Below are 23,761 nucleotides of genomic sequence, written 5' to 3'. Positions count from 1 at the left end.
GACGCGTTGGCGTATGAACCTCGCCGCTGCGAGGCTGGCGCACTCGCGCGACTCGGTCGCTGAAATCGGCCTCGCGCTCGGGTATGAATCGGAAAAGTCCTTCAGCGCGGCCTTCAAACGGATCATGAAGTGCGCTCCGCGACAGTACGGTCGCCAGCAAACCAGCGGCGGCGAAAGTGGGCCCGATGCGGCATTCGCTCGAACGCCGAACCAGCTCACGTCCGGTCGTCAAACCGTGCAACAAGGCCGACGACTGAAGCCGCATTGATCTTCTGCATCTGGTGGGCTCGATGCGCATCGACCGTTCTTGTGTTGGTGTGCGCGGAAACCTGACCACCGACGATCCATTTCGAGCAGGTGAACGAGGCGGTTACGGCGCCATACGCGTCTGCTCACGCGCAAAGCGTGCCGGCGGTAGCCCGACATGACGGGTGAACGCGACGCTGAACGCACTCGCCGATCCATAGCCAACGCACTCGGCAATCTCGGCGATCCCGCGGTCGGTCCGCCTGAGCATGTTCTTCGCCAGCGCCATCCGCCAGTTCAGCAAATAGGCCATCGGCGCGAGCCCCACCGTACGGTTGAAACGCTCGAAAAACACCGAGCGCGAGAGTGCCGCCTCTTTGGCTAGCCCGGCGACCGTCCACGCCCTGGCCGGGCTTTCATGCATGCGCCGTAGCGTCACGGCGAGGCGCTCGTCGGCCAGCCCCCGCACGAGGCCGGGCGATGCCGGCGTCCCCGCCGTGGAGCGCAGCGCATCGATGAGGAGAACTTCGACAAGATGGGCGAGGATTACTTCGCGTGCCGGACGGCGGTCGCGAAACTCGTTTCTGATCAACTGGACGAGGGTGGCGAATTGCGGCTCGCCCCGGACATGGACAACGCGCGGCAGCAACGACACCAACAGGCCGGCGTCGGGCGAGCCGAAGCTGCAATGACCCGCGAGCATGCTCACATCGGGCGGCCCTGACTGATCGCCGAGCCGGAATTCGCCTGCGCCCAACGCAACCGGCATCGCCTCGGGGGTGCCGCGCGGCACCGGCACGATACTGGACAGTGAAACAGCGTACGCGTCCGGGACGAGAATGAAATCCCCCGAGCCCAGTTCGATCGCCCGGCTTCCGTCAACGGCGATCCGGCACGCTCCCTCGAGAACGACGCAATAAAAGGGCTGCCCCGCGTCCGAACGGTGGATATGCCACGGACCGGCCCCGACGACGAGCTTCGAGTGTCGGGCGCCCGGCTGCAGCAGCGTAACAACGTCCGCGAGCGGATCGATCATGCCAGGACTCCCGCTAATTAATTCAGGACGCGCAATTATAGAAAGTCCGGCTGCGGCAGTCTATCGTCTTAGCCTTGTCAACCACTCCCGGGAGTCCCATGAAAACCGTTCTGATCACCGGATGTTCGTCCGGCTTCGGCCTCGAAACCGCCAGGTACTTCCTCGAGCGCGACTGGAAGGTTCTGGCAACGATGCGTACGCCTCGGGAAGATATTCTGCCCGCCCACGAAAATCTGCGTGTGCTCGCGCTGGACGTGACTAACCCGCAGAGTATCCAGCAAGCGCTCGACGCTGCTGGATCGATCGACGCGCTTGTCAACAACGCGGGCATTGGCGCCGCGGCGCCTTTCGAGGTCACGCCGATGCCGACGATACGCGAAGTCTTCGAAACCAACGCGTTCGGCACGATGGCCGTGACACAGGCGTTCCTGCCGCAGTTCAGACAGCGCAAGACCGGCGTCGTCGTGAACGTTACGTCGAGCGTGACGTTGCAAGCGATCCCACTGATTGCCGCATATATGGCGAGCAAGGCGGCGGTCAACGCGTTCACCGAATCGATGGCGCTCGAACTCGGCGCGTTCGGCGTGCGCGCGCATCTCGTCCTGCCCGGGCGGGCACCCGATACGCGCTTCGCGGAAAACGGACGTCCCCACATGCACGGTCTCGATCACGCGGCCTATACCGGGCTCGTGCAGGGGTTCATGGCGCGACTGAGTCAGCCTGGACCGGTCACGCATGCGAGCGACGTGGCCGAAGCGGTGTGGCGCGCAGTGAACGATCCGTCAAGCCCCTTGCGTATTCCCGCTGGCGCGGATGCAGTGCTCCTGGCTGAGGGACGGTGAGGCGGACCCTGCCCTCGTGCATCGCGAGTGAAAACGAATGTCTGGGTATATGTTGCGCCTCTGCCCGCGGTCGAGGGTAGGTGGGATTTCGCTAATCCGATCTCATGAAGCTGGCCGAATGTCCTTTCGCTAATCGCGTATGCACACGGAAGCGAAGATCGAACAGGCCGGCTTGCCGGTCGCCTCACAACTGACGTCCTTCTATGGCCGAGCCGATTTCGCCGACGCATTTTCGATCGATCTGCCTGACGCCGCGTCCCAGGACGCGGAGCGTATGGCCCGGCGCATCTTCGACCATCCGCCCGAATGGATTGCGGCGCTGCTGAAATTGCGTGATTGGCTCGTACGGCCGTTTGGCCTGAAGCGCGCCGCGGATTTCTGGGTCGCAGGCGGCGACAGGGTGAACATGTTTCGGGTGTTCAGACGGTATCCGAACGAGATCGTGCTCGGGGGAGGACGACATGCATGTGAATTTCCGCGTGTCGGTATTCGTGCAGCCCCCAATCCGGCGCACGCCCTCGCCGAGTGACCGTGACCACGCTCGTCTTCTACTATCACCTGCTCGGCCGCGCTTATATCGCGGGTTGACTGCGCCGTTCCATCGCATGGTCGTGCGAGGCTCGCTTCGTCAGGCACAGAGGATTGGATGGCTCGCTTGAGCCAATTCGGTCATCAAAACTGCGGCGACGCGCCGTCGCTTGTTCATAGTCGCCGGCTAGCTGGTGGTGGCGGGCCAGAAATGGAGTGCGACGAACCGCGCCGGCTTCCTCGACGAACTGCGGAGGCCGTGCGCACTTGGAACGCGCCTATATTGGAAACGACGGAAGTGCTGGCTTCAAATCCCTATCGGCAGAGTGCTCCCCGTATGACGGACGGCATCGGATAGCAAACGATCGCGTGGGCGTTGCGAAGATTGCTGCGATGGAAGTTGCCCCATCTCAGCGAGACGTTCGGCAATCCACACACTCACGGCCACGATATCAAATACGGAAATAGCAATATCGATTTTCAGCAAGGCTCAAATCATGTTTATCCGCCGCTCATGCATGCGACGTCATGACCGACTTGTCTCTGCTACATTCGATGCAATTGGGCACACATGCCTCAAACCAACGCCGCAATCAGCGCCCATTGGTCCTCGTGGAGTGCTCGGTAATCGTGTATGGGCGCTATTGCCAGCACGTCAGAGAGTTCCATGCTTTGTGATCGGTGCGACACTTTGCAGTCGGACTCTCGCATTACCTGCCGGGCCAGTCCTCGGCGGAAACACGCGCCAGTCACCGGTTTCGTGGTGGAAAAAGAAAGCAATCGTCAAGGGGTTCGATGGTCGGTGCACTTCGACGAATCGTACGCCGCTGGCCGTGCGCCCGAATCGAGTAACCTGTAGCGGTGTCGCCGCGGTTGGCGCGAGCCATCGCTCAACGAGCATACGTAACGATCTTGTTTCAGTGTTCATGCTCACCTCATGATCTCTTCAGGCGGGTACCGGAAGCAAGAAAGACCTGGCCTTCTCCCTGCGTTGCGTCGGGTGAATGGTTGGTGTGCCTCGATCTGGGAAACTTGTCCTGCATCAGGACCCGCATTGGACAAACTGATCTTGAGCGAGAGCGTCGAATGCACGATTGCCATCGTGACGTGCATCAACCTCCTTAGCGAACCTTAATTTGCTGTATGCGAGGACCTTGAAACCGGTGCCTGCGAGGCGCGGCATAACGATGCCCCAATGCCATCCTCCATCCTGTTCGAAGACGTGCAGCGTCAGGTGCTGCGCCGACGTTTGGGGCATGACCACACATGCTCTCCTTTCGCAACTATGGTATTCAGTCGGACAGAGGGGTCCCCAGCCCAAGGCAAATCATATGCGATGCCGGAACGTCCCGAAGCTGTCACGAATGACCGAACTACAAATCCCGGAAGCGATTCATCAAGTTAGGCCTGCCATTATCCTGTCGCGCAATGAGTACGCGCAAACAAACCGGCAGGCCTGCTGCCGAACAACAGACCTGCGGGTGAGCTCATAGGCTCTAGACTGTTGCGACCGGTGTGACTGGTGAACCAGCTGCCCCGGGCAACCGCAGCGGCGGAGCTGTAAGCAGGAACCTGTTGCGACCATGCTCGCGCATCCACCGGTTCAGGGGCGAGAGCAACCATTGCTCTCCGAGCGGCACCCCCAACTTGAAAAGGCAATGTTCGTGGATAGTGCTCGCAGCACCCGGTGGTGGCGGCAGGATCTCAACAGCACGATTGTCCGAAATGAGGGCTGCGACACCGGAGTCAGTGATCCATTGCAGCAATCGGGAGTCGGATCCATCGAGCCCTGCGCAGCTGTTGTGCAGTCGCCAGGGATCTGGTGCCCGGTTCATCTCAAGCAGCAATTCGTCAAAGCCCGTGCATAAACACAGCATGTCTCCGGATTCGATCTCCACTGCGTCGTCATCGAAGATTCTCATGAGTTCGTCGTAGCCGACGCGATGGTGCTCGCGGCCAAAACGCTCGAACAGGTCGACTATCACGCCGCGCCCTTGCACGCATGTAGCAGCCATGGCGTCGATACCTAGCGGGCCGGCGCTGACGCCTTCATGGCGGGCCCATTCCTCAACGCCCTCTCGCGCCGGGGGCGTCACAATATGTTCGCCACCGCGCCATCCGTTGTAGTAGACGACCTCGGCAACGCCGTCACCATCCGCGTCAAACTCGGTGCCAACGTGTGCAAGGCTGTCCCACTGGGTCGAGTATTGGGTGGAGAGGAGCACAGCGTCGTCGCAGACAACCGACCGCCGCCCAGTGCCCGGCACAAGTCGCGCGTGGTTGTGAAAGCACTGGCCGCCATGCATTGCGCCGAACAGCCGGGGCGGGTGTCGCCGGGGATTGGCGACGTCGCCCCCGGGATAGTCAAGCGGCAGGCTCAAGCAAAACGTGATGCCTTCTCGTGCCTCTGCGAGACCCTGTTTGACCTTTTCTGGTGTCAGGAGATTCAGCCTGCCGATCTGATCCCCGTCACCGAAATCACCCCAGTTCGACCCCTCCGGCCGATGTACCCACCGCTTGTTCACGCTGTCTCCTTGAACACCAGGTTTTCGCTGAACATACAGTTCCGGAAAGGAATGTGTCAATATCGATTGTTCGTATCGATATATTAATCAGCCCGGCAGAACACCGTTGTAATTGACCTTCCATCGTACCAGGGGCATCTCGTTTTGCTGCTCCCACGCATGTGCCACCCAACCGGCAATCCGCCCCAGCCGCACGAGATTCGCGTCCTGCTCGGCGCCGATGCGGTGGTTCACATAGGCAGCCAGCAGGGCAAAATCCGGTAGCTGGCCCGTAAGATCAATGGCGAGGTTGATAGCGCGCTCGAAGCGTGCAAAGTTCCGGTCTGTAGCCAACAGAACACGCAACGAGGCCCACAAGGCCGCCGAACGTGGATCTGGAGCATTGAATGGCGAGTAGCCGAACCCAGGAATGTCTTCGCTCTCCCGCATGCGAATCCTGATCGGCTCGGTCGAATCCTGGGCGTTGTCGATTTCGGCCAGGAAGCGCGAAAACGCACCGACGCGAACGGCCGGCAAGCGTTTACCCGTAGCAGCCGACAGGCCAGCAATCACGCACCGATAGGGCGTTGCGCCGGTACTGGCAGCCGCACGAGCGACGTAAGTTGCCGGATGCAGCGCCTGGTCAGCCGAAAGAACGAGCACCCTGCGTACCGCGTCTTCGAGTTTCGATCCGCATCTGGTTGTCGCGCCGATATAGCGGTGAAGTGGCACTAGCGCGGCGGGAGCTGATTGGCCCAGCATCCAGGCGGCGAACCAGCGCAAGATGTCTGCCCCGGATCGAAGAAAGCTACGCTTGCCGAGGTCATGCGCGCGAGGATTGGCTCCCTCGACGGCGGGAAGCAGCATGATGGCGCGATCCAGCGCGGCATAGCCCGTACAGGCTTTGAGCAAGGCATCACTGTTCGGAGGAAGCGAGGTTGGAGGACCATCGAATGGATTAAAGTCGCCAGCATCCCACAGCAGCCGGGCAACATCCTCCAGGGTGGCCTGCTCCGCCAGATCGATGGCACTCACACCGCGATAAAAGGAGCCGGCCTCCGTCATCAGGGTGATAGCCGACGAACCCGTGAGACCCGGTGCGGTGTCGCGCGCCGAGGCAGGCGCAATCCCCGACCTGATCTGTTCAATATCCGAGCGCAGGTACCGGCTGACACGGCTGCCGCGAATCTTGTGCGCGCGGATGTTCTTGCGGCTGACATACGTGTAGAGCGTGGGCACGCTGACATTCAGCGCGCTTGCGGCTTCCTCGGCCGTCATGTAGAGGCCATCGCTGGAGCCGAGCGGTACGGGAGGGACGCTTGCCATGAGGTAAAGTTTGCAGTCGATATATCGACGATTATTATCGAGATTGACTGACGAAGCAACACAGGTCGACACTACTTCCTACCGGGCCATTATTCGCCCGGATGGAGACAACATGAAGGAATGCAGGTTTATTGCCGCGAGCGGGATGCTCGGCATCGGCGTCCCCGAAGACAGCTTGCGCAAGGCGATGGCATGCGAGCCACATTTCGTTGCTGCCGACGCCGGCACCACGGACGCGGGACCGTTTGCATTGGGAATGGGAGTGTGCGCCTTTCCACGTGAAGCGATCTTGCGAGACCTCACCACCCTGCTACGAAACACCATGCCCGCGAAGGTTCCACTGCTGATTGGCTCGGTGGGTACGGGCGGCGCAGACGTGCACGTTGACTGGTTCATGGATATCGTGCGTGAGGTCGCAGCGTCCGAAGGGCTGGAGCTCAGGGTAGCCGAGATTCGCTCGGAGCAGTCGAAGGACTCTCTGGTGGAAAAACTCGCGCAGGGGCGCATCCGCGCACTCAACCCGGCTCCCCATCTCGATGAAACGACGATCCGGCGCAGCGAGCGCATAGTCGGCATGATGGGCGTCGAGCCGTTGCAAGCCGCGCTCGCCGCCGGCGTTGACCTCGTTGTGGCTGGGCGCTGCAGCGATCCGGCGCTCTATGCGGCTATGCCGATCCAGATGGGGCTGCCGCATGGGCTGGCCTGGCACGCGGGCAAGGTCGTCGAATGCGGCCCCTCGGTTTGCGAAAGGCCCGCACACGGCATGATCGTCGGCTATGTGCGGCCCGACGAAGTGGTGATCCAGCCGATCGGCCCAGGTTTGCGTTGCACGACACAATCCGTCGCCGCGCATAGTCTCTACGAGAATGCCGATCCGTTTCGCTTCACTGAGGCCTCCGGCGTACTGGATATTAGCGAGGCCGTTTACGAACAGATCGACGCGACAAGCGTGCGGATACGGGGAAGCAAGTTCAGGCCAGCCGAGCAGACCACCATCAAACTAGAGGGCGCCGAACTTGTGGGGTATCAAAGCATCATGGTAGGCGGCATCCGCGATCCCTTTATCCTGGGGGAATTTGACGACTGGCTCGGCAAAGTGAGCCAGCGTGTCGAGCTGTCGGTGGAAAAGGTATTCGGTAAATCATTGGAAGCGATGGGCGCCAGGATCGACTACCACGCATACGGCCGCGACGGCGTAATGGGGGCGCTCGAGCCAGATCGCGCACGAATCCCGCACGAGATCGGGCTCGTTGTCGAAGCAACCGCTGCGGACCAGCAGACCGCCAGCGCCCTGGTGCAATTGACACGGCAACCGTTGTTGCACCAGCCCACGACCAAGTGGAAAGGATCAATCACGGGCTTCGCTTGCCTGCACAACCCGGCGCACATTGAACGCGGACCGGTGTATGCCTTCAACATGAATCACGTCGTGCTGCCGGATTCGCCAGTATCAATGTTTCGGACCGTCATCACGCATATCCAGGAAGCCAAGGATGCAACTCTCTGACATTGCGGCGATGGTCCGCAGCAAAAACGCTGGCCCTTTTGTTTTGACCTTTGACATTCTGTTCGGCGACGACGACAGCTACCAGCGCGTCAAGCGCTCCGGGGCACTCAACGTGGGGATGTTTTCGCGCCTATATCGCACTACGCCCGACAAGGTCCGGTTCTTCGAATGCGACAGCGCTCGTGCGTTCAAGTTCAGCATCCCGCATCCAACGACACAAGGTGCACTGGGAGCATCCGATCTGCACGGAGGGCAGCAGTTCATTCCGCTATTAAGCGTCTGCATCGACTGACAGGTCGACTCAGGAGGAGACAACATGGACAAAATATTGACAGCCGCCAGGGCTAGGGAAAGTCGCGCGTCCACTCGCAACGATCCCGACCATGCCACCGCAGTAGCGCAGATTGGTGCGCGCATTGATGCATTGAAGGGGTCAATGCGCCTTTGGGGGTGGGTCGCGCTGATCGCCGTGGGCGGCTTCTTCGAGGTTTATGACCTTGCATTGACGGCCCCGCTTTCGCCCGGGCTTGTGGCAGCCGGCATTTTCAAGACCGGTGATGCTGGCCTGTTCGGATTTTCCGATCAGGCAACCTTCATAGCAGCGACCTTCCTTGGGCTGTATGTCGGCGTAATCGCCTTTGCAGGATTCGGAGACCGGTTCGGTCGCAAGGCCGTGTTCGGCTATGCGCTGGTCTTCTACGCTCTTTCGACGTCGGTCATGGGATTGCAAAACGATTCGATCTGGGTCTGCTTCTGGCGATTTCTGGCGGGGGTCGGACTTGGTGCCGAGTCCGTTGCGATCGACTGCTTCATTGTGGAAATCATGCCCAAGCACCTCCGGGGAAAGGCATTCGGCATGTGTAAATCCATAGAGTATTCTGCAATCCCCATCGCAGCCCTGCTGGCGGCCTTCCTGATCCCGCGCTCGCTATTCGACATCACAGGCTGGAGGTGGTTGACCTTCCTTCCAGCAGCGGGCGCAGCGATATTCTGGATATTTCGCCGAAACCTGCCGGAGTCCCCGCGCTGGCTTGCTTCCCAAGGGCATCGGGAGGAGGCACACGCCATCCTCGATGCCTTTGACGGTGGAGGGCAGGCTAGAAGCCAGCCCGCGCCGCTTGCGCCAGTGCCGACCAACCTTCGTACGGCGCACCGCGCTTCGCATCGCTACGTGCGGAATGCGATGTTGATGATGATCGTCTACTTCGTCTTTCAGAACATTGCCTACTACGGATTCAGCAACTGGATCCCCACCCTGCTGGAGGCACAGGGTGTGCCGCTGAAGCACAGCTTGTTCTATACCTTCGGCGTGAGTCTTGCAGCGCCCTTGGGGCCCATATTGGTCGCGTTGCTGGCAGATCGATTCGAACGCAAGCACCAAATCATCGTTATCGGCCTGGTTGCGATTGTATTGGGTCTCATCTTTGCACACTCGGTCTCTGCCATCGGCTGGATCAGCGCGGGCATCGGTTTGACGTTCGCGAATGCAGCCTTGAGCTTTCACGGTCATGCATACCAAAGCGAGATCTTTCCAACGTCGATAAGGGCCCGCGCAGTTGGCTTCGTGTACTCATTTACGAGATTGTCGGCGGCGATCAGCGGATACATCGTAGCCTTCGCTTTGACGCGCGGCGGCGTGGCGACAGTGTTCCTCACGATCAGCGGTTGCATGCTCATCGCGGTGCTCACCATCGGACTGGCCGGCCCGCGAACACGCAACAAGACCTTCGAGCAAATAACGGGGCAACCATGATCGAATCGAACCGGGATGACTAAATTGCGCATGGACACATGGCAAAGGAATTTCTAGTACCTGAGCCAAAAATTGTGAAAGTCCCCTTCTCTTTCGCGCTCAGCATGGCAGCGAGGCAGAGCAAGACCCTTACGGCGACTGTTGGACGTGCAGGTCTATAGCGCTGCCGCCGCCGCTGCCATCTCTGAGTCTGACGGTGCACCCTATGTGTTCCGCGCCTTGAAATGATGATTTTCGGTGCTCAACCGCAAGCGATAGGCTGCGGTCGTAGCGCCAGTTTTGTCCGCCATTTGCCGCAAAGCTGAAACTGGTGCGGCGGCATCGCGGCGGAGATGTTGTGGCGTCAAGGAGACAGACGCCTTGCCTTTGGAGATCGTTTCCTATGACTCGCGTTGTCGGCTCCATGCGGAGCAAACGCGATCGTCGGTAACGTTTAGGCCGTCACAATTCGATTATTTATATAGGTCTACGAATGAATAAAGGTCAGCTTGCCGCAATCCTGCTTTCCTCGACATTCAATCTTGCGCACGCACAGTCAAGCGTGAGCCTCTACGGTATTGTTGGCGGAGGCGTCAGATGGGTTAATGGAACGAAGGGAGGCTCGACAGTCGAATATTCCAATATCATCGCGCCGAATCGATTCGGTCTGACCGGTTCCGAGGACATCGGCGGCGGTGTGAAAGTTATTTTCCGTCTGGAAAACGGCTTCAACTCCTCAAATGGCACCTTGGCCACAAATAACGTCCTTTGGTCCCGTCAGGCATATGTCGGATTCGATGGGACTTATGGTCGTCTGACGATGGGACGCCAGTTCAGTTCCTTTGAGGATTTGGGTATTTCTCTGGATCCGTCACAGATTGGGGGCGCAGATCCGGCGATCACTCCGAGCGGTCTTCTCGGTGTGAATTTTTTCACTTTGGATAGCCGCTTCAACAATTCCGTGAAGTACACAAACGGCCTCGCCGGAGCGAAGCTTAGTGCAAGCTATTCATTCGGTGGTGTCGCCGGGAACCAGCGAGCAGGATCCAACTATTCGGCGGCCGTTAGCTACGATACGGGACCGCTAAGAGGCGGTATTGCATATCAACGTACCTATAATGCGGATGCAAGCCAGATGGCACAGAACTATTACGCCGGCGGCGTGTGGCAGATTGGACCCGTTCGCGCCTACCTCAGCTATCTGGTATTAACCGTGAGTGGATCGACGAAAGCTCCTTCTCAGCGACGTGATGATGTGCCGCAGGGCGGCGTCGTCTGGCAAGTTACGCCGGCATTTGCGGTGACTGCTGCCTACTACGATGACATCGCCAGTAACCTGGGCAATGTTAAAGGCGCCAGTGGTCACAAGCAGACTGCGTATGTGATAGCCGAATATTTTCTTTCCAAGCGAACCGAGGTCTACGTGGAAGCGGACCGGAATCATTTTTCGGGCGCGTACAAGAAGGACCCAACAAATATCGCTGTTCTCAACCGAAGCCCGGGGAGTTCGGGTATCACCGGCGTATCGGTCGGGCTACAAACCAAATTCTAAGGACGGCGCACCGGCAGGCGCATGGAGTCACCGTCGATTTCCCCAGCGATCTAACAAACACTCATGGGAGCATGATATGCATCGGATTATAGTGAGGGGCATCACATTGGTGTGCCTGCTCTTCACATTAAATGCGGTCGCACAACCGGGACAGCCGGCAAGTGGCAATTCGAACTATGACGTGGCGTCGGCACCGACATCGTCAAAGGTACCAAAGGTCATACGCGCCGCAAACCGGGCCTTGTCAAAACGCGTCTTGAAGGCGCTGTCGCGCATCAAGGGACTAGACGCTACGGGAATATTTGTTAAGGCTTCTGACGGCAACATTATCCTGTCGGGAGTGGTCCCGGAAGCCAGTCAGATCCCTCTCGCGGTCCAAGCGGCAAGTAACGTCGAAGGTGTGAAGTCCGTTCGCGAGAGCCTTCGGTTAGCTACGCAACCGACGCAGTGATAGACCGCACCGTGCAATTCACGCCGGTTCGTATGTCTCGCAAACCAGCGATCCCAAAATCGTACGCCGCCTCTCCTCTTGAGGGATCTCGTATCAATCTGTTAGCAGGAAACTGCACTGTTAGGAGTAAAATTCCATGGAACTGTTCGGCCAGATGATGCACATTCCTATGTTGCTCTCGTCTATCATTCAGGCGGCTGCTAGGCACTATGGTGATGTCGAGATTGTGTCCCGCCGAGTAGAGGGCGACGTTCATCGCTATGACTACGAAGACTGTCACGTCCGCTGTAAGCAGGTAGCGCAGGCTTTGATCAATCGAGGTATCGGATCTGGTGATCGTGTCGGCACCTTGGCGTGGAACGGCTACCGGCACATGGAACTCTACTATGGGGTGAGTGGCATTGGCGCTGTCTGCCATACGATCAACCCTCGCCTGTTTCCCGAGCAAATCGCGTACATCATTAATCACGGCGAGGATCGGTATGTTTTCTTTGACGCTACGTTCGCCGCGCTGATCGAACAAATCGCGCCGCAGTGCCCGAATGTCGAGAAGTGGGTCATGTTGTGCTCCGAGGACGCGCTGCCTCGCGATTTCCCGGTACCGCTTGAAAGCTACGAGGTACTCATTGAGGAACGAGCACCGGACTTCGTCTGGCCAAGCTTCGATGAAGAACGCGCGGCGATACTCTGCTACACGTCTGGTACTACGGGCGATCCGAAAGGCGTGTTGTATTCCCATCGGTCGCTTACGCTAATGGCGTACGCCTCCGCGTTGCCCGACGCGTTGTGTCTTTCGACCACGGATACCCTTGCGCCTGTCGTTCCGATGTTCCATGTTAACGCTTGGGGAATGCCCTTTTCGGCTCCTCTGGTGGGGGCGAAGCTTGTCTTTCCCGGCGCCAAGCTGGATGGGGAATCACTTTCCACACTGTTCGCGGAGGAAGGCGTCACGATGTCGGCTGGAGTGCCGACCGTATGGCTTGCTTTCGTGGAGCATCTTGCACGCACCGGAAAGCGATGTAGCACCCTTCAACGGGTGATCGTCGGAGGTGCCGCCTGTCCTCCGAGTCTCGCGGCAAGCTTCAAGAATTTCGGGATTCGCTCCGTGCATGGTTGGGGAATGACGGAGACTTCACCGTTAGGTACGGTGTGCACGCCCTCACGAGGCTGCAGCAAAAAAACGCCTCAAGAACGGTTGCTGACTGAGTCCAAACAGGGCCGAGCAGTGCCGGGGATTGAACTGAAAACGGTCGGACCTGACGGGGCGGAACTTCCACGGGACGGGCGAACGAGTGGGGAACTGCTTGTGCGAGGACATTGGGTGCTCGAACGCTACTTCGGCGCGTCTGCCTCAGCGCTCAGTGGCGGATGGTTCGCTACAGGAGACGTGGCAACTATAGACGAGAATGGCTTCTTGCATATCACTGATCGGAGCAAGGATGTCATCAAATCGGGCGGCGAATGGATTTCATCCATCGCCTTGGAGAATATCGCAATATCCCACCCGGAAATTGAGGCCGTCGCCTGCATTGGCCGGGCGCATTTGAAGTGGGACGAACGTCCTATCTTGATAGCGGTGCTGAAAGAAGGCAGCGCGCTTTCTGTTGAAGACGTGCTGGAGTTTTTTGCAGGCAAAGTCGCCAAGTGGTGGTTGCCGGATGACGTAAAATTTGTGAAGTCTCTGCCTTTAACACCAACAGGAAAGATAAATAAACTCGCGTTGAGGCAGCAATTCGGACATGTTGAGGAGCAGACTATCGCACAGACGTGTAACCCTTCAGGAGCGCGCCAAGTTACAAACTGACGCCCGACCGCTGTCAAGTACGCAGGAGCCATACGAAGGGCTGCGGCCTTGGTCGATCCTATGACTGGAGTTGGCCGGTCGCCACCCGACGTGGCGAACCGTTGAAGATGATGTCTCCCAGACGTCGCCGTAGTCGTCGTCCGGAGACCACGCTTCGAGCAGCTCCAGGGACGTCCTCACCCGCTTCACTTCTGCGATGAAGTCGTCGATTAGATTAAGCGCTTCCGGCACCTGCTCCGGCAAGGTGTAAGCAACCGGTGTAAGCACCTTGCGTGGCGCGAGCGGAAGTTATAGCGCGGCTACGTCAGGTTGCCATCGATGAGGCAGCAACTCGTCGATCACAGCGGCGCGATGTGTTGGCAGGCGCGTGAGCACGTCCCTCAGATAGACGAGCGGATCGTGCCCGTTCAGTTGTGCAGAACGGATCAGACTCATGATGACTGCAGCCCGTTTGCCGGCGCGCAGTGAGCCCGCAAATAACCAGTTCTTTCTCTTATGGAAAAGCTTCTCTAAACACCGGGGGTGCCTGTTCGCCGACACCGTTGCAGGCGCACAAGCGAGCGCCAATCTCTACTCACTGGTTGAAACCTGCCTATGCCGCATGCGGCATAGGCAGGTTCATGCCGAGTCCCGAACTATGCCGAATTGAGTGTCGCCGCCATGGCTGATGGGCGGCAGCGTATCGTTCTGTGTGACGTCGAGCAATTCACGTTCGGCATAGTCCGGGCCCGTGATTAAAGCGAATCGAGGAACGTGAGCAAACGACCCTGCGCGCGGTATCGTATCGACTGCCCCTTGCAAAGCGTAGACACTTTCGCTAACGCCGCTTCCTTCATGGCTAGATGCGCGTGCAAATATATCTGGGTTGTCTCGACGGACTCATGCCCGAGCCACAGAGCGATGACGGAGCAATCCACGCCTGCCTGCAGGAGCTCCATCGCCGCACTGTGTCTCAACACGTGTGGCGATACCCTCTTGCGCATCAGCGTTGGAGAATCTGCGCTTGCCTGCCTGACGTATTTGTGCAGCAGGTATTGGACAGCATCCGCACTGAGACGCCCACCATGTACGTTTGGAAACAGAGCGGGTTCGTTACTTCGGGGTAGTTCCTTCAACCACGCCTTCAGCGTGAAGGTCGCATGTGCTGTCAGTGGCGTACAGCGCTCCTTACGTCCCTTTCCGAAGCATCGTACATGGGCTCCACGCCCCAGATGAACATCATCACGATTGAGCGCAGTCAGTTCGGAGAGCCGCAATCCTGTCTGGACGGCCAGCAACAGTAGCGTGTAGTCGCGGCGCCCGATCCAGGTGCTGCGATCAGGGGTGGCAAGGAGCGCATCGATTTCGTCGTGATTGAGGAACGACACAATTCCTTTGGCGCCTCGCTTCCCAGGAATTGCGAGAACCCGCTGTATGAGCCGGGAGTGGGTCGGCTCTTCGAACGCGACAAAGTGGAAGAATGACCTGATAGCTGTCAGGCGGAGATTGCGCGTACGGACACCGATGGCGCGGCATTCCTCCATGTCGTCGAGGAATGCGCTAATCAGCGCAGCATCAAGATCCGGAAGCTCGAGCTTCTCCGGGGACTTGTGCAGCCGCTTCTGCACGAATCTAAACAGAAGCCGGAATGTGTCCCGGTATGATGCGACCGTGTGGGGGCTAACGTGCCGTTGACGTATCAGCCTCTCGGTGAAGAACCGCTCGATCAGCGTCGCCAAGCCTGGATCAGGCCTCATGATGGTACCCTCCACCGTTGCTCGAGTTTGTTCGCGGCGTAACGCATAAGCTCCGGACACTCGGACAGATACCAGTAGGTATCCCGTACGTAGGCATGCCCCAGATACGTCGAGAGCACGGGCAGCAGCAGATTGGCGTCACGGCCTTTGCGATATCCGGTCAGCAGGGTGCGAACTGCGAAGCTATGTCGAAAGTCGTGTATACGAGGTCCGCTACGATCGTCAGGCCCTCGCAGGCCGATCTGCCTGGAAAGCGTGAGAAACACCTGATTCACGTGCTGGTGAAGAAGTTTGCCGCCCTGTTCTGCGACAAAGAAATACGGAGATCGTGCGGGAAAGACGTGTGCATCGCGCTGTTGGACGTAGCGGACTAACGAGGCTCGAGTCGTTGCGTGAACCGGCACGAGACGTGACTTACCGAATTTGGTCTCATGGACAACTAAAATGCCGGTGTTGAGATCAACATCATCACGACGCAACGCGAGCGCTTCGCTGATCCTCATTCCTGTCACAGCAAGCAAACCGAACAGACAATGATACGTCCAGCGACGCAAGCCATTCGCTGGCCGCAGATCCAGTGCCGCCGACATCAGCTTGTCGATTTCGGCATTGGTGTACAGATATGGTGCGGTGCGCCGCGGCCAGGGAAGAAGACTCGCCGGGAGTACTTCGGTAGCGGGTTCTGAAATACTCAGATAACGTGCGAATCCGCGAATATCGGCGAGCCGCAGAGCGCACGTTGGACGATGGTCAGCGCACTGCATGACCCACCCGAGAGCAAGGCTATTCGTGACTACTGTTGCGCGTCGCTGTTCCATAAATCGAACGAAGTCGATCAGCCGCTTCTCCTGGTTATCAAATTTGAGGCCGAACCCGCGACGCATGTTGACGTAACAGCAGAGGGCTTTCCGGATGGAACTCATCGCACACCTCCCGGCCATGGCAGCCCAAGCGCACGCAGCGCGTCAATGTCGACCTTCGCGTAAATTCTCGTCGTATCCGGACTCTCATGACGCAATAGCTGGCCGATCTGGGTAAGCGACGCGCCGGACCTCAGCAACTGGGTCGCGAGACTGTGCCGGAACAGATGGGCACCCCTGGTTGCGACTGCATTGATTCCAACGCGGTCCAGTGCTGACCGCGCAATGTAGAACACTGCCGATGATGACGCGAATCCCCTGTGGGGGGCTAGATGACGTACGAACACCCGCCTGCTACGCGAGTGAGGACGACCCCGCTCGAGATAGTTTGCCAGCGCGACGCCGACATCAGCAGGTAACGGCAACTCAGCACACCGACGTCCTTTGCCGTGAACCAGGAGAGTGCCGGCGCTCCAATCGATATCGCCGAGATCGAGAGAAACGATCTCGTTTGCGCGCAAGCCCAGACGAGCCAATAGCAGAAGAATCGCGTAGTCCCTCCGACCAACGGAAGTACCACGTTTGCTGGCTTCGAGCAGTACCGATTGAATCTGATCTGGCAATAAATAGCTGGGAAGTGAAGCAAGCTTCCATCGTCTTATGCTCGGGACTGCGGCCGCCAGGTCAGAAGTCACGTAGTCTCGATACCGCATGAATCGCGCAAATGAGCGAAGGGTCCAGCACATGAGCTGTGCAGATCGCGGAGTGTGATCGTGAACATGATGTTCGACGAAATCGAGAATGTCCTTGCCGGTTAGCTTGTTAATATCACGAACACAGGCGATACGCCGCTCCTGCAGGAACATGCGGACTACGGGAAGATGTCGAACTACTGATACCTTTGCGAGTCCGCGATCCTGCAGTAGATGGTGTATGAATTCTTCCTCAATCTGCCCAGCGAAATCCGACGCTGTAATTGGCCGCGGCGGACATGCACCGAGGTCACGCAGCGTGCGGAGCAACCTATCCAGAGCAGGACGATCAAAGATCGCTGGACATCGGTATCGTCGCCGAAACGACTGGTATGCGCCCACGGTTTGTTCGCTGATATCGCCGACATCAAGATGTCGGCGAGCAAGCCAATGGCTGAAGTCGCTGACGACGCGCAGATTGCGCCATGCCCCTTGTTGGCAATGTCCCTCGCATTTCAGTTGTTCGGCGAACAGGTCCATGTAACAACCCAGTGGCCCTTCTCGCAGGCGGCTCAACATTGCAGGACGGTGATAGTACGATTCGATGCTCATGTCTGTTGCTCCTTCCCGTCACCTGGCGGGATAGAGCTCCAGACTATGCCGAATGGAAAAACACTGTATGTCGTTCAGCAACCGCTCGTGTGTTTCAACTCGACATAGTTCGGGACTCGGCATGAACCTGCAAGGCGAATGGCATCGATCCATACCGCTATCTCGTCTCGCTGTTCGGGAAGTTGCCCCTTGCTGCAACCGCTGATGACTATGCGGCGCTCATGCCGTGGGCGCTGCCTGACACCCCTAACCTCAGAGGGGCGTGGTCGATAGACCGCTTACGTTTAAACGAGTAACCGACGGTCTGCGACGTGAAGCGAAACGTTCCGGAACCAGGTGCAAACGGAAGCGCACCGCGACGCCTTGTTGCGATAAAAGCGCTGTGATGGCACAGCTCAGCCCGAAGGGAGCGCGGATGCTTTCCGCGCTGCTCTACGCGAATTGCCGGCAACTGCTCGAGGCCAAATGCTTCCGCACAGGCGTTGAACCGATTAGGATTGACCCAGCCTCTACGTGGATCATCGGTGCCGTGAAGTACGCATCGCGACGGGGCTGGGGTGTGCATGCTGCGGCGGCGGGCGTCATCGCCCGTCTCGGGCAGAAGTTGACTGAACGTCTGCCGCACGTGGGCACCGATGTCCGTGTTCCGGTGCGAGGTGGCCACCACGTTCTCGGGCTACCTGCAAGGATGGCTGGAGACTCACGTGTGGCTGTCTGGCGCGGCGTTCATGCAGCGTACAGAGGTGTGATGCGCGAGCAGTGGCTCGCCGCCCGGAGTGCCAAAGGCACCCATGGTGGCGGCGTTCGCGCCGCTCCCCTCAGAAGTGGCGACCGTTTGCCCTGCGAAAGCAAACTGCGTGAGCAGAATTGTACACGTTAGAGCAAACGGCAGTTGAATAACGGACTCAAGGTAAAGCGAAGTCGGAGATACCAAGATGGCGGCAAAACTCGGCGCACAAGGCTTCCGCGGACGCCCAACCGCCGCTATAGCCTTCTTCATCCGGAGTCAGGCAAATCGTGAGGACCTTAATGCGCTCACTATCCTGGTGGCGTTTAATCGCACCGCACAAATCTTGCACGTAGTCATGCGCAAGAAAGCGACGACACTCTCCGTTCTCCATCTCGCAGAAAAAGTAATCCAGATCAATATTGATAATCCAGTTATGCCCATCCGCGAGCCAATAATCAAAATTTGCAGGAAGATCCCAAGAAGCAACATTTCGCCAGGAGCCGTCCGGAAGATTAGGAGCGTCTCCGTCACCATGCGTAGCGAAGTAAACTCGACCAAGTCTCGCTTTCTCATGCTCGAAAAAGAGACTGAGATAATTATCCTATCGGATCACAGGGCCTTTGGATCCGTTCATTAAACACTCGAGGCCCAAGTAATCGTCCAGAGATTTCCCTCTCATTTGTTGCGGTAGGTGCCGCGTCCAGATTTCAAGGTTGCTTGGGAGCGTATCGGTATGGCGGTCGATATGAAAAACGTCAATCGATTCCTCCGGCGACAGCTGCTGCATCCAGCACCACCAAGCCGCCCTGTGGTTGTCCATGATGTAGACCGGGCCGTTTTGCCATAGAAAATTCTGTGTGCCGTGACCCGAAATCCCACTTTTTTACGCGGAATGTGCCATATGCCAGCCAACGTTCTCTCCAAAAATCGATAACTCGCCCGCCACCTTAGAGCGAGCACGTGATCACTTCGCGCGCGGCCGTCCCTACACTGACGGTGGCTTCGGCGCGGTAGCGAGACGAGATAATTAACACGTAGAATGGCCTGACGCGTAACCTGTTGGTCATTGCACCGTCAGCCGCGCACCGATTAATTCCTTGATGGCAAGTTTTCGACCGTCTTCCGACGCCCATACGTAGTCGGTACGAGTGCTAGCCTCGGCGTTGTAGTAGAATATGTGCGCCTTTGGTGACGCGCTCAGCGCTTCAGTCACCACGTAGATCGTGTATGAAGACCGATTCTGCGTGGATCGCATTTGTGCGTATTCGTTCGGCGTTAACTCTACCTGAAGTTCAGTGCCCGCAAGGCCTTTAACTTCAACCTTGAGCGTGACCTCCGCGCCTGAAACGACAAGATCCCAGCCAACGTTGTCTTTTTCGACCGACTCCACAGTCCGACTACCGCCAATCTCGGATGTGTAGTACTCGATCGCGTGCCTTACGGCCGCAAGCTCGACAAGCTTGCGGGTCGCGGGATCCGCCTGTCGTGACCCACCAGACTTCTTCGATTTCCGCTGTGCCGGGATCACCCCATCGTTTTTCAGATAGTCGCGAACTTCGGCTACAAATTTGTCGTTGCCGTACCACACGGGGCTTTGACCGAGATTTCCCTTAATCTTCGCAGTAGGGACTTGCAATAGTCGTTGATCCGGGACCAACAACCTTGCTGTATCGTGCGGCGCCTCAATCTGATACTCGACGACCTGTTTCGGGCTGCGATTAACGCGAAAGTAGCCGGACTCTCGTCTAATCGTCGCATTCCGATACCAGCCAGCAACGTATGTGACCTTGTCACGAGGATTGCGAGCAAGCCAGACGACCGTTACTCCGGTCATTTGCTCGTCACTGCTCGCGGCGCCAAGCTTTCGAATGTCAATACGTGCAGAGCGCGGGACGTATCCATACAACATCTTTCTGTGCGGCAGAAAGTTCCAGGCTTCCAGTCCCGAATCATGCTCTTTCAGCCAGCCGTGTCCCCCTAGGGTCGGGTCATTCCTGGTTCCCTGATAGGACACCATCCAACCGATATTCACAAAGACAAGCGGCTCGTTCATCTTTCTCTCAATCTAATGTTCATTGTCGAGACAGGTTCAAGAACGAGTTATCGGCAATCATCCGAAAATCTACAGTCTTCTCCGTATGCGTCGAGCCGATAAAAACGCGGTCCGTGTCGGCAAGCGTGCGGCTTCCGGCTGTCGCGAGAAGTCACAGACCAGACCGTCTATGAGGAAACTCCTACATCAGGGAACCAGAATTACGGAACCAGACGTTTTGCCAGACTGCAACTCTCGATGTGCATCCGCGACGTCCTTCAACGCGAATCGGGTTGGCTCGGCCGCTCTCAGCTTGCCCGCTTTCAGCATAGAGAACACGGCATTGGCTGCATTCTCGAGCTCTGGACGTTTTGCCGTATAGTGAGCGACCGAGGCGCGTGTGAGGTACAGCGATCCCTTACCACCGAGCGTTGCAAGATCGATCAGTGGCGTGGGCCCCGAAGTAGTCCCGAAGCTTACCAATGTTCCACGGGTTCGCACGCAATCGAGCGACCCCATGATGGTATCCTTTCCGACCGAGTCGTATGCTACCGCAACGCCCACGCCATCCGTCAGTTCACGAACACGTGCAACGAAGTCTTCGGATTTGTAGTTGACGGTGTGTGTGTATCCATTCTGACGAGCATGTGAGGCCTTCGCGTCACTGCCTACGGTACCAATTACCGTGGCGCCGATATCGGACAGCCACTGGCCGGCCAGCGTACCTACACCACCTGCTGCGGCATGCCAGAGCACAGTGTCGCCTTTTTCGACCGGGTAGCATCGCCGGATCAGATACTCAACCGTCAGCCCTTTAAAGAAGACGCTGGCCGCAACCTCATCTTCGATATATTCGGGCAAAAGGACCGCGCGACCAGCAGGTATCAAACGTTCGAATGCATAAGCCCCCGGAGGGCCGCCTGCGTACGCGATTCGGTCGCCCGGCTTGAAATCTGTCACCCCTACTCCGACGTCGACGACAATACCCACTCCCTCGACCCCAAGCCCTGTCGGTAGTGGCAAGGGATAGGCTCCTTCCCTGTGGTAGATGTCGATGAAGTTCAGTCCAACCGCAGTGTGCTTTATCCGCAGTTCTCCACTCCCTGGTCGACCAGGATCGAAGGTCTCCCACTTCATCACATCAGGACCACCGGTATTCGTGAGCCGTATGGCTTGTGTCATCTGCAACTCCTATTTCAGACGTACTGCTGCGCGCCTTTCGGACTCGTCCGCTCCTGGACGAGAATAGAAAACTATAGGTAACCTGTGAGCGGAACAGTACCCCAAAACCGCACAATCGCTGTGCAGGAGTAACGCAAGCTTAACTTACGCCTTGGGGTCCGTTTCACGCCCCATGAACAAGGAGCGATGACTCTGCACAAGGTCTGCAACAAAGTTGGCAACCACCCTGATGTTCGCTGCCTTGCGATGGTCCTCGTTGACCTGCATGTGAAACGAGCGCACCAGAGACACGGCTTTTGGCAAGACCGGCGTTAATTCCGGGAACGAAGCGGCTACATACGCCGGCAAGATACCCAGCGTTCGCCCTCCCAGCGTAGCAAAGACTTGTGGAAGCAATGCTGTACTTCGGACGCGAGGAAGCAAATCCGGGCTGACGACGTCAAAATAATTAAGTTCCGGGGCGAACAGACCTTCTTCGACGTAGCCGACAAAAGGATGAGATGCGAGATCGGCAGTCGTGCGTATTTTCGGAGAGTTTTCAAGGTATCCCTTCGTTGCATAAACGAAGAGCCTGTAGTCCGTCAGACGCCGCGACGCCACGCGCATGTGCTCGGCACCGGACAGGCTGATAGCGATATCCGCTTCCCGCTTCCAGAGGCTGAAAACGCGAGGTGCGGCGAATATCTCAATCTCCAGCCGAGGGTTCTTCTCAGTAAGATCCTGCACCCTAGGCGCCAGAAATACACTTCCGAAGGCATCCGGTGCGCCTATCCGAACGACCCCTTCGATTTCGACCGAATCGTGGTCGGCAGCAGCTTTCGAAAGCACGTAAGCGCTCTCGATTGCCTCGGCTGTTTCGAGGACGCGGCGACCAACTTCGGTAAGCTCGTACCCGATATTGCTTTTATGAAAGAGCCTGCTTTTCAAAGCATTCTCAAGCGACTGAATGTGTCGAGAGACCGTCGTATGTTCTGTTCCGAGCCGTTCGGCAGCAGCAGACAACGTTCCATTCCGGGCGACAGCAAGGAAGTACCGGAAGTCGTCCCAATTTTCAGCAGGTTTGCGGGGGGGCATATGTGGCGCGTTGCTCAAGCGTTAATACCCCCCATTTTACTTTAGTCGTAGATCGCGAAATCCTCAGTTATACCCCAGTATCGCAGCGTGAAAACAGTGCGCATGGTCGTCCATCGGAGCGAACAAGCTCGCCGCTGGCATATGAAGAAGCGTCCTGTATGTGCTCGGCCCTTCGGCTTCCATCGCGGTAGTATGCCTGGCAAGGTGCGCGGGAGGTCCATCAAATATTGAGGCCATGCCAACCTCGGTCATTTGATCCACCCACATCACACTGGCGATTTTCACGAGAATTCTCCTTGCAGTAAAACGGTATTGGATTCCACGATCCGTAGGACGGCACGCTCCGGATATCGACGCACTGATAAGATACTGTGCTAAGCCGGTATCTCACGCGGAGACGTCGGGCGCGTAGAGTGTCTGAATACTGGAAATATCCTTCGTTAGATAATTTGCGTCGGCCTGAGCGTGTATAACCATAAGATTTTTCGCAAGCGAGCCAAGCGGCACCGATGCGGATACCGATTGGGCACAGTTCATTGCTAATCCGAGATCCTTGATCATCAGCCCGACCTGAAAGCCCCCTTTAAACTCATTGCTCGCAGGTGAATCGGCCTGAACCCCGGGCCAGGGGTTCCACCGTTGCGACGTGAAATTCCCGCCGGTGCTCGCGTTGATGATCTCAGTTATAGCTGCCGCGCTAACACCGTTCCGTTCAGCCAAAGCCAGGACTTCGGCTGTCCCTGCCATCAAGATCGCTGCAAGCATGTTGTTGCATATCTTTGCCATCTGCCCGGCACCGTTTCCGCCCGCGTGAAATGCGGTTTTTCCCATGTCAAGAAGCACATTTCTGATCTCGTTGAAAACACTGGAATCGCTTCGACCATGAATGTCAGGGTGCCAGCGTGTGCGCCCATGACCCCGCCGGAGACGGGCGCGTCAGCCACAGAAAAGCCTTTCCGCTTCCCTTCCGTTGCGACGAGCGCTGCCGTCTGGCGAGAAACCGTTGAACAGTCGACCAGCACTGGACGTTGAACGAGTCCGTCGAGCAGACTGCCTTCGCCGAGATAAGTCTGCTCCACGCACGCACCGTTCGGCAGCATTGTGAAAACCATCTCGGCATCGATAGCTGCTTCCCGGACAGTTGAAGCGGTCTTTGCTCCATCCGGCTCGAGCGAAGAACGCGCACTTGTCGAGACGTCAAATGCCGTAACCGAGTGCCCTCTACGTAGGAGATTTCGCGCCATCGGGGCGCCCATGTTGCCGATTCCGATGAATGCTATCTTCATAGTTGTTCCCGAAAGACTCACCGTACGAT

At 57.8% G+C, this 23,761-nt stretch carries 23 protein-coding genes and 2 pseudogenes; 11 read left to right on the top strand and 14 right to left on the bottom strand.

The window, feature by feature from the left end:
* The first annotated feature begins 13 nt into the window (after positions 1-13).
* On the top strand, positions 14-268 hold the full coding sequence (locus tag KFO72_RS21410) for a helix-turn-helix domain-containing protein (protein ID WP_225032976.1): 255 nt from the start codon (positions 14-16) through the stop codon (positions 266-268).
* A gap of 102 nt (positions 269-370) precedes the next feature.
* Here the strand turns inward: KFO72_RS21410 and KFO72_RS21405 are convergent, their stop codons facing one another.
* Positions 371-1,282: an AraC family transcriptional regulator gene (locus tag KFO72_RS21405; RefSeq protein WP_225032975.1), complete on the bottom strand. Its 912-nt coding sequence runs from the start codon at positions 1,280-1,282 to the stop codon at positions 371-373.
* Positions 1,283-1,380: 98 nt separating this feature from the next.
* Between KFO72_RS21405 and KFO72_RS21400 the strand changes: the two genes are divergently transcribed.
* Positions 1,381-2,124 carry an SDR family oxidoreductase gene (locus KFO72_RS21400; RefSeq protein ID WP_225032974.1) on the top strand — a complete coding sequence of 248 codons (744 nt, stop codon included), beginning with the start codon at positions 1,381-1,383 and terminating at the stop codon, positions 2,122-2,124.
* A 139-nt stretch (positions 2,125-2,263) separates the two neighbouring features.
* Positions 2,264-2,653 (top strand): DUF2867 domain-containing protein, encoded by a 390-nt coding sequence (locus KFO72_RS21395; RefSeq protein WP_225032973.1) that lies wholly within the window; start codon positions 2,264-2,266, stop codon positions 2,651-2,653.
* Between the two features lie 306 nt (positions 2,654-2,959).
* Here the strand turns inward: KFO72_RS21395 and KFO72_RS21390 are convergent, their stop codons facing one another.
* The 3 genes from KFO72_RS21390 to KFO72_RS21380 form a co-directional block, all read right to left on the bottom strand.
* Positions 2,960-3,139, bottom strand: a complete 180-nt coding sequence (locus KFO72_RS21390) for a hypothetical protein (RefSeq protein WP_225032972.1) — start codon at positions 3,137-3,139, stop codon at positions 2,960-2,962.
* A gap of 1,009 nt (positions 3,140-4,148) precedes the next feature.
* Positions 4,149-5,177, bottom strand: a complete 1,029-nt coding sequence (locus tag KFO72_RS21385; protein WP_225032971.1) for a cyclase family protein — start codon at positions 5,175-5,177, stop codon at positions 4,149-4,151.
* Positions 5,178-5,264: 87 nt separating this feature from the next.
* Positions 5,265-6,434, bottom strand: a complete 1,170-nt coding sequence (locus KFO72_RS21380; RefSeq protein ID WP_225032970.1) for a citrate synthase family protein — start codon at positions 6,432-6,434, stop codon at positions 5,265-5,267.
* Between the two features lie 160 nt (positions 6,435-6,594).
* Here KFO72_RS21380 and KFO72_RS21375 point away from each other — a divergent pair, with 160 nt between their 5' ends.
* From KFO72_RS21375 to KFO72_RS21350, 6 genes are all read left to right on the top strand, one after another.
* A complete protein-coding gene (locus KFO72_RS21375; protein ID WP_225032969.1) occupies positions 6,595-7,989 on the top strand; it encodes an acyclic terpene utilization AtuA family protein in 1,395 nt (464 codons plus the stop codon).
* A complete protein-coding gene (locus KFO72_RS21370) occupies positions 7,976-8,281 on the top strand; it encodes a DUF4387 domain-containing protein (protein ID WP_225032968.1) in 306 nt (101 codons plus the stop codon). The genes KFO72_RS21375 and KFO72_RS21370 overlap by 14 nt, the downstream gene beginning before the upstream one ends.
* Before the next feature lie 24 nt (positions 8,282-8,305).
* On the top strand, positions 8,306-9,742 hold the full coding sequence (locus KFO72_RS21365; RefSeq protein ID WP_225032967.1) for an MFS transporter: 1,437 nt from the start codon (positions 8,306-8,308) through the stop codon (positions 9,740-9,742).
* Between the two features lie 472 nt (positions 9,743-10,214).
* A complete protein-coding gene (locus tag KFO72_RS21360; protein ID WP_225032966.1) occupies positions 10,215-11,273 on the top strand; it encodes a porin in 1,059 nt (352 codons plus the stop codon).
* A gap of 76 nt (positions 11,274-11,349) precedes the next feature.
* Positions 11,350-11,724, top strand: a complete 375-nt coding sequence (locus KFO72_RS21355; protein WP_225032965.1) for a BON domain-containing protein — start codon at positions 11,350-11,352, stop codon at positions 11,722-11,724.
* 136 nt (positions 11,725-11,860) lie between these two features.
* Entirely contained in the window at positions 11,861-13,528 is a 1,668-nt protein-coding gene (locus KFO72_RS21350) for a 3-(methylthio)propionyl-CoA ligase (protein ID WP_225032964.1), read from the top strand.
* 288 nt (positions 13,529-13,816) lie between these two features.
* On the opposite strand, the pseudogene KFO72_RS21345 reads toward KFO72_RS21350, so the two are convergent.
* The 4 genes and pseudogenes from KFO72_RS21345 to KFO72_RS21330 all read right to left on the bottom strand — a co-directional run.
* Positions 13,817-14,020, bottom strand: a pseudogene (locus KFO72_RS21345) (transposase domain-containing protein); the annotation flags it as partial.
* A 242-nt stretch (positions 14,021-14,262) separates the two neighbouring features.
* Positions 14,263-15,246, bottom strand: a complete 984-nt coding sequence (locus KFO72_RS21340; protein WP_225032963.1) for a tyrosine-type recombinase/integrase — start codon at positions 15,244-15,246, stop codon at positions 14,263-14,265.
* Between the two features lie 14 nt (positions 15,247-15,260).
* On the bottom strand, positions 15,261-16,187 hold the full coding sequence (locus KFO72_RS21335; protein WP_225032962.1) for a tyrosine-type recombinase/integrase: 927 nt from the start codon (positions 16,185-16,187) through the stop codon (positions 15,261-15,263).
* On the bottom strand, positions 16,184-17,428 hold the full coding sequence (locus KFO72_RS21330) for a tyrosine-type recombinase/integrase (protein ID WP_225032961.1): 1,245 nt from the start codon (positions 17,426-17,428) through the stop codon (positions 16,184-16,186). The genes KFO72_RS21335 and KFO72_RS21330 overlap by 4 nt, the downstream gene beginning before the upstream one ends.
* A gap of 125 nt (positions 17,429-17,553) precedes the next feature.
* Between KFO72_RS21330 and KFO72_RS42590 the strand changes: the two are divergent.
* Both KFO72_RS42590 and KFO72_RS21320 read left to right on the top strand, forming a co-directional pair.
* Positions 17,554-17,724 (top strand): annotated as a pseudogene (locus KFO72_RS42590) (transposase domain-containing protein); the annotation flags it as partial.
* Positions 17,725-18,363: 639 nt separating this feature from the next.
* Positions 18,364-18,795, top strand: a complete 432-nt coding sequence (locus tag KFO72_RS21320) for a hypothetical protein (RefSeq protein WP_225032960.1) — start codon at positions 18,364-18,366, stop codon at positions 18,793-18,795.
* Here the strand turns inward: KFO72_RS21320 and KFO72_RS42585 are convergent.
* From KFO72_RS42585 to KFO72_RS21290, 6 genes are all read right to left on the bottom strand, one after another.
* Positions 18,760-18,978 carry a UPF0489 family protein gene (locus tag KFO72_RS42585; RefSeq protein ID WP_225032959.1) on the bottom strand — a complete coding sequence of 73 codons (219 nt, stop codon included), beginning with the start codon at positions 18,976-18,978 and terminating at the stop codon, positions 18,760-18,762. The two genes, KFO72_RS21320 and KFO72_RS42585, sit on opposite strands and share 36 nt — an antisense overlap.
* 243 nt (positions 18,979-19,221) lie before the next feature.
* On the bottom strand, positions 19,222-20,211 hold the full coding sequence (locus KFO72_RS21310; RefSeq protein ID WP_225032958.1) for a protein NO VEIN domain-containing protein: 990 nt from the start codon (positions 20,209-20,211) through the stop codon (positions 19,222-19,224).
* 186 nt (positions 20,212-20,397) lie between these two features.
* Entirely contained in the window at positions 20,398-21,372 is a 975-nt protein-coding gene (locus KFO72_RS21305; protein WP_225032957.1) for a quinone oxidoreductase family protein, read from the bottom strand.
* 144 nt (positions 21,373-21,516) lie between these two features.
* Positions 21,517-22,446: a LysR family transcriptional regulator gene (locus tag KFO72_RS21300; RefSeq protein ID WP_225032956.1), complete on the bottom strand. Its 930-nt coding sequence runs from the start codon at positions 22,444-22,446 to the stop codon at positions 21,517-21,519.
* A 387-nt stretch (positions 22,447-22,833) separates the two neighbouring features.
* Positions 22,834-23,211 carry an NAD-binding protein gene (locus tag KFO72_RS21295; protein WP_263627758.1) on the bottom strand — a complete coding sequence of 126 codons (378 nt, stop codon included), beginning with the start codon at positions 23,209-23,211 and terminating at the stop codon, positions 22,834-22,836.
* Positions 23,193-23,732, bottom strand: a complete 540-nt coding sequence (locus KFO72_RS21290) for an NAD(P)-dependent oxidoreductase (protein ID WP_225032954.1) — start codon at positions 23,730-23,732, stop codon at positions 23,193-23,195. Before KFO72_RS21290 ends, KFO72_RS21295 begins: the two co-directional genes overlap by 19 nt.
* Between the last annotated feature and the right edge of the window lie 29 nt (positions 23,733-23,761).

It is taken from the genome of Paraburkholderia sp. XV (assembly GCF_020177535.1).
Taxonomy (GTDB): Bacteria; Pseudomonadota; Gammaproteobacteria; order Burkholderiales; family Burkholderiaceae; genus Paraburkholderia; species Paraburkholderia caribensis.
This window is presented reverse-complemented; position numbering and strand designations above follow the sequence as displayed.

Excerpts from the sequence above, each read along its gene's own strand:
- KFO72_RS21410 (WP_225032976.1), top strand. The coding sequence starts at position 14 with ATGAACCTCGCCGCTGCGAGGCTGGCGCACTCGCGCGACTCGGTCGCT.
- KFO72_RS21405 (WP_225032975.1), bottom strand. The coding sequence starts at position 1,282 with ATGATCGATCCGCTCGCGGACGTTGTTACGCTGCTGCAGCCGGGCGCC.
- KFO72_RS21400 (WP_225032974.1), top strand. The coding sequence starts at position 1,381 with ATGAAAACCGTTCTGATCACCGGATGTTCGTCCGGCTTCGGCCTCGAA.
- KFO72_RS21395 (WP_225032973.1), top strand. The coding sequence starts at position 2,264 with ATGCACACGGAAGCGAAGATCGAACAGGCCGGCTTGCCGGTCGCCTCA.
- KFO72_RS21380 (WP_225032970.1), bottom strand. The coding sequence starts at position 6,434 with ATGACGGCCGAGGAAGCCGCAAGCGCGCTGAATGTCAGCGTGCCCACG.
- KFO72_RS21375 (WP_225032969.1), top strand. The coding sequence starts at position 6,595 with ATGAAGGAATGCAGGTTTATTGCCGCGAGCGGGATGCTCGGCATCGGC.
- KFO72_RS21370 (WP_225032968.1), top strand. The coding sequence starts at position 7,976 with ATGCAACTCTCTGACATTGCGGCGATGGTCCGCAGCAAAAACGCTGGC.
- KFO72_RS21365 (WP_225032967.1), top strand. The coding sequence starts at position 8,306 with ATGGACAAAATATTGACAGCCGCCAGGGCTAGGGAAAGTCGCGCGTCC.
- KFO72_RS21360 (WP_225032966.1), top strand. The coding sequence starts at position 10,215 with ATGAATAAAGGTCAGCTTGCCGCAATCCTGCTTTCCTCGACATTCAAT.
- KFO72_RS21355 (WP_225032965.1), top strand. The coding sequence starts at position 11,350 with ATGCATCGGATTATAGTGAGGGGCATCACATTGGTGTGCCTGCTCTTC.
- KFO72_RS21350 (WP_225032964.1), top strand. The coding sequence starts at position 11,861 with ATGGAACTGTTCGGCCAGATGATGCACATTCCTATGTTGCTCTCGTCT.
- KFO72_RS21335 (WP_225032962.1), bottom strand. The coding sequence starts at position 16,187 with ATGAGTTCCATCCGGAAAGCCCTCTGCTGTTACGTCAACATGCGTCGC.
- KFO72_RS21330 (WP_225032961.1), bottom strand. The coding sequence starts at position 17,428 with ATGAGCATCGAATCGTACTATCACCGTCCTGCAATGTTGAGCCGCCTG.
- KFO72_RS21320 (WP_225032960.1), top strand. The coding sequence starts at position 18,364 with ATGGCGGCAAAACTCGGCGCACAAGGCTTCCGCGGACGCCCAACCGCC.
- KFO72_RS42585 (WP_225032959.1), bottom strand. The coding sequence starts at position 18,978 with ATGGACAACCACAGGGCGGCTTGGTGGTGCTGGATGCAGCAGCTGTCG.
- KFO72_RS21310 (WP_225032958.1), bottom strand. The coding sequence starts at position 20,211 with ATGAACGAGCCGCTTGTCTTTGTGAATATCGGTTGGATGGTGTCCTAT.
- KFO72_RS21305 (WP_225032957.1), bottom strand. The coding sequence starts at position 21,372 with ATGACACAAGCCATACGGCTCACGAATACCGGTGGTCCTGATGTGATG.
- KFO72_RS21300 (WP_225032956.1), bottom strand. The coding sequence starts at position 22,446 with ATGCCCCCCCGCAAACCTGCTGAAAATTGGGACGACTTCCGGTACTTC.
- KFO72_RS21295 (WP_263627758.1), bottom strand. The coding sequence starts at position 23,211 with ATGCTTGCAGCGATCTTGATGGCAGGGACAGCCGAAGTCCTGGCTTTG.
- KFO72_RS21290 (WP_225032954.1), bottom strand. The coding sequence starts at position 23,732 with ATGAAGATAGCATTCATCGGAATCGGCAACATGGGCGCCCCGATGGCG.